The organism is Methylobacterium goesingense (assembly GCF_022179225.1).
GTDB lineage: Bacteria > Pseudomonadota > Alphaproteobacteria > Rhizobiales > Beijerinckiaceae > Methylobacterium > Methylobacterium goesingense.
This window is the reverse complement of sequence record NZ_BPQL01000242.1, coordinates 1-4562: the sequence shown is the minus strand read 5'-3', so window position 1 is coordinate 4562 and position 4562 is coordinate 1. Positions and strand designations below refer to the sequence as shown.

Annotated in this window: 3 protein-coding genes; all 3 read left to right on the top strand. The window is 73.3% G+C overall.

Going from position 1 to position 4562, the window contains the following annotated elements; all coding sequences use genetic code 11:
- On the top strand, window positions 1-689 hold a 689-nt coding region (locus MFF30_RS25575), incomplete at its 5' end, for a hypothetical protein (RefSeq protein WP_306424608.1).
- A 133-nt stretch (window positions 690-822) separates the two neighbouring features.
- Window positions 823-2766 carry a glycosyltransferase gene (locus MFF30_RS25570; protein ID WP_238283058.1) on the top strand — a complete coding sequence of 648 codons (1944 nt, stop codon included), beginning with the start codon at window positions 823-825 and terminating at the stop codon, window positions 2764-2766.
- Window positions 2759-4492: a glycosyltransferase gene (locus MFF30_RS25565; protein WP_238283055.1), complete on the top strand. Its 1734-nt coding sequence runs from the start codon at window positions 2759-2761 to the stop codon at window positions 4490-4492. The genes MFF30_RS25570 and MFF30_RS25565 overlap by 8 nt, the downstream gene beginning before the upstream one ends.
- Window positions 4493-4562 lie beyond the last annotated feature (70 nt).

The window sequence follows — 4562 nt, the reverse complement described above, 5'->3', positions numbered from 1 at the left end:
GCAAAAGCATCCTGGGCAAGAACATTCTGGGCAAGAACATTCTGGGCAAAAACATTCTGGGCCTGAACAGCCTCGTCGTGGCTGCTGTCGTGGCGGGCCTCGGCGCGTCCCCGCTGCGGGCGGAGGAGGGGAATTTCCTCACCAACATGTTCAAGTACGGCGGCACCACCGTGCCCCCGTCGCAGCCGGCCGACAGCGAGCCGCCCTATTGCCCGACGGTGACGGTGCCCGAAGGGGGCGCGGCGATCCAGGTCTACGGCGGTCGTGGCGGTGACGGGGCCATCCTTCGCCATCAGATCACCCTCGGGCGGGTGGCGCGCGAGTGCAACCGCCTCCAGGACGGGACACTGAGCGTGAAGGTCGGCGTCGAGGGCCAGGTACTCCTCGGGCCCGTCGGCGCGCCCGGCCGCTTCGAGGCCCCCGTTTCCTTCGCGATCAAGGCCGGCGGCGGCAAGGCGATCGTCGCGCGCCAGCGACGCGTCGCGGTCCAGGTCCCGGCCGGGCAGGCGCAGGGCCTGTTCTCCCTGGTGGAGGACAACCTCATCGTGCCGGCGGCCATGAGCCAGAATTACGACATCGAGGTCCGCCTCGGCGCGGCGCCGAAGGCTGTCGCGGCCCCCAAGGCCCGCAAGGCGGCGCCAACATCCGAGGAGCGCGTCGCGGCGCCGGCCAAGGACGCCGTCGAGTGAGCGGCGGCCGCGCCTCGTCGCCCCGCGCCCGGTCGTCCCGTCGGGTGCCGTCCTGAACGCAGAATCGGGCCGGAGCGTCGCGTTCACCCTCGAGCCGCAGGACGATCCGACCTTCGACCGGCGCCTCGTCCTGATGCGACCGGCGCGGGCATGCTGGATCGTGCTGACCTATCGCGGAGATCCGGTGGCCCGGCCCCTGCGCCCACTCCTGCGCCTGACGCGGCACGACGGGCGGCGCGAGACCTTCGTTCTCCCGGGCCCGGTTCTCGGCGCGGCGCAGTGGCTCGGATACCTGCCGGCGGATTGCGCCGGGCTCGAACTCGCCACGGACCGCCGCAGCGGCTTCGTGCTGGAGCGGGTCGGCCTGCGCGCCTCCGCGCAGGTGCTGGCCGAGTGCCTGCGCAAGCGGCCGCTTCGCGCCGTGGCGGCGGTCTTCAACGCCCTGCGCCGCGACGAGCGCCGGTTTCGTGACATCCTGCGCGGAAGCTGCGGTGTCACGCCCGTCGACCGCTACGCGACCTGGGCGCGGGCCCGCGAGCGCGCCGAGACCGCGCCGGTCCCCGAGGCGCCGGTGCTGCGCCTGATCCTGCCGGCGGCCCCGGGGAAGTCGGAAGCGGTCGCCGCCACCCTCGACAGCGTTCGGGCCCAGAGTTTCACAGCCTGGACGCTCGTCCTCGCCGCGACGGAACCCGACACCGCGCACCAGCTTCCGGACGCCCGGTTGACGCGGCGGACCTGGTCAGAGACCGCATCGCTCGGCAGCCTCGCGGGTCGAGCGGACGCGGTGGTCCTGCTCCAGGCGGGCGACCGCCTCGATCCCGATGCCCTGGCGATCCTCGCGCGCGCCCGGTTGGACGCACCGGAGCCCGAACTCGTCTACGCCGATGCGGTGATCGACGGCGCTCCGGCGACCCCCCGGCTGAAACCCGACTGGAGCCCGGACCTCGCCCGCGTCAGCGCCTATCCGGGCACGCCGATTCTCTACGCGGGTGCGTTGCTCCGGCGCTTGGCGGTCGTGCCCCTCGGCGAGGCGGACACGCTGCCGCTGCGCCTGCTTCTCGAGGCCGCCGCCGAGGTGGCAACGGACCGTGTCGCCCACGTCCCGCGGGTGCTGGCCCGGCAGGCCGGCCCGGATTCGGTGGAGGCAGACCGGCACGCCGCGCTCCTCACCCACCACCTCGCCGAGCGGGGCGCGCCCGCCCGCGTCGCGACGAACGCGGGCGGCTTCGACCTGCTCTGGCCGTTGCCGGCGCCGGCTCCGCTGGTCAGCGTCATCATCCCCTCGCGCGACCGGCTCGACCTCATTCGAAGGTCGAGCGACGACGTGCTGAACGCCACCGCCTACCCGGCGCTCGAACTCGTGATCGTCGACAACGGCTCCACCGACCCAGCCGTCCTCGCCCATTACGAGATCCTGCGCCGAGACCTCCGCGTGACGATCCACGCGGCACCAGGCCCGTTCAACTTCTCGGCCCTGATCAATGCCGGCGTCGCGGTCTCACGCGGCGCGGTCGTGATCCTGCTCAACAACGACGTCGCGGTGCTGCGCGAGGACTGGCTCGAGGCCCTGGTCCGGCAGGCCTGCCGCCCGGAGGTGGGGGCCGTCGGCGCCAAGCTCCTCTACGGCGACGGCACCCTGCAGCATGCCGGCGTCGTTGTCGGCCTCGGCGGCCGGGCCGGCCACATCCTGCGCCGCCGCCCGGCCGACACGGCCGGCCATCTCGGGCGCCTGCATGTCGCGCACGAGGTCTCCGCCGTCACCGCCGCTTGCCTCGCCGTGGAGCGCCACAAGTTCGACGCGGTAGGCGGCCTCGACGTCGAGACCTTCGCGGTCGATTTCAACGACGTCGATTTCTGCCTGCGGCTCGGCGCGGCCGGCTACCAGACGATCTGGACCCCGCGCGCCGTGCTGGCCCACCTCGAATCCACCAGCCGGGGGCCTGCCGTGGGGCCGGCCCGCGCACGCTTCGAGGCCGAGGCCGAGGCGTTCGTGGCGCGCTGGCGCGACACGATCCGGCACGATCCGTTCTACCATCCCGGCCTCTCGCTCACGACGTTCGGGGAAGACCTTGAGTGAGGCATGCCCCCCGGGACCGGGCCCCTCGGCCGAGGTGGAGCCGGCCCTGCGTTTCGCGTCCTCCCCGGCGGTCACGGCGCCGAGGCGCTGGGCGGGCGCGATCCGGCTCTTCGCCGGCGCCCCCCGCGAGACGGCTGCGATTCTGCGCGCCCGCCTCACCGGACGGCGTGTGCGGGCGGCGCAACGTCTCGCTGCCGTGCTCGGGCTCGATCATCGCGGCCTCTGGTGCTCGTCCTCGAGGCTGGTCCGGCTCATGCCAGCACCGCGGGGCGGTGACGTGGATCCCGCTCAGATTCCGGGGGTAGACCTCCGGTGCGCGAGCGCGGGCGCCATCGACGGCCCCGCGCCGCTGGTGATCCTCACGGCCCCGGGTCACGGGCTCCTGCCCGGCGCGGCGGCCCAGTTCCAGGCTGCGTTCGCCGACGATCCCGCCCGGCAGGCGATCTACGGCGATGCCCTTCTCATCCGCCCGGACGGCGCCGCGATGCCGCTCCTGCGTCCGGCCTTCGACCGCGACTATCTGATGGGCGTCGATTACATCGGGCCGGTGGTTGCCCTGCGGCGAAGCGGCCTTGCCGCCCTCGGCGATATCGCGGAGGTTCCGGCCCACCACCGGGCGACGGACTTGATCCTGCGCCTCGCCGATCGCTTCGGAGCCGGGGCCATTGGCCACCTGCCGCGACCAGTCTCGCAATCGATCCTCGCCCCTGACCCGACGCTTCATGCCGCCGCGCCGAGAGGGGAGGGGGCCCGGTCCGCACGCCACGCAATCATCCGATCGGCCCTCGACCGGGCGGGGATGGGCGGCGTCGCCATCGAGGCCGGGCACGACGGCATCCTCACCCTGCGCCATCCGCTGCCCGCGGAGCCCCCCCTGGTCAGCCTCATCGTGCCGACGCGCGACCGGCTCGATCTTCTGCGTCCCTGCATCGACAGCCTCCTGGAGCGCACGGACTGGCAGCCCCGCGAGATCCTGATCTGCGACAACGGCAGCGCCGAGCCCGCGACCCACCGCTACTTCCGCGACCTCGCCGAGCGGGGGCTCGCCCGGATCGTGCCCTGCGACGGGCCGTTCGACTTCGCCGCCATGAACAACGCGGCGGCGCGGCTCGCGCGGGGCCGCGTCCTCGCCTTCATCAACAACGACGTCTCGACCCGGCAGCCGGACTGGCTGGAGCGCCTGGTCCGCGAGGCCCTGCGACCGGATGTTGGTGCGGTGGGTGCCAAGCTCGTCGATGGGCAGGGTCGCATCCAGCACGGCGGCGTGCTCCTCGGGCCGGGCGGCCTCGTGACCCATGCCCATCGCCACTTTCCCGAGGCTGCGCCCGGATACCTCGCGGCCTTGAGCGCCACCCGGGCTGTCTCGGCGGTCACGGCGGCCTGCCTGGTGGTGGAGGCGGCGAAATTCGCGGCGGTGGGGGGCTTCGACGGGCAAGCCTTCGCCGTCGACTTCAACGACGTCGACCTCTGCCTGCGCCTGAACGCGGCCGGCTACCGGACCCTGTTCGTCCCGGGCGCGGTTCTCGACCACTTCGAGGCCGCCAGTCGGCGCTGGACCCCAGAGGCCCTGGCCCGGCACCAGCGCGAGGTCGCGGCCCTGAAACGGCAATGGGGGCCGCTGCTCGCGCAGGACCCCCATTATCACCCGGGCTTCGACCCCGATCTCGGCAGCTACGCCCGATTGCGGCTAGACTGGCCCGGCGCCTGTCCGGTGAGCCCGCGCTGAGGCGTCAGATTCCTCCGGGGCAGCGGACCCGCGCGTCACCCGGACGCCAGGCGACCCGATTCCCGCGCCG

Bases quoted from the DNA above. Each gene is read 5' to 3' on its own strand.
- MFF30_RS25570 (WP_238283058.1), top strand. From the start codon at position 823: ATGCGACCGGCGCGGGCATGCTGGATCGTGCTGACCTATCGCGGAGAT.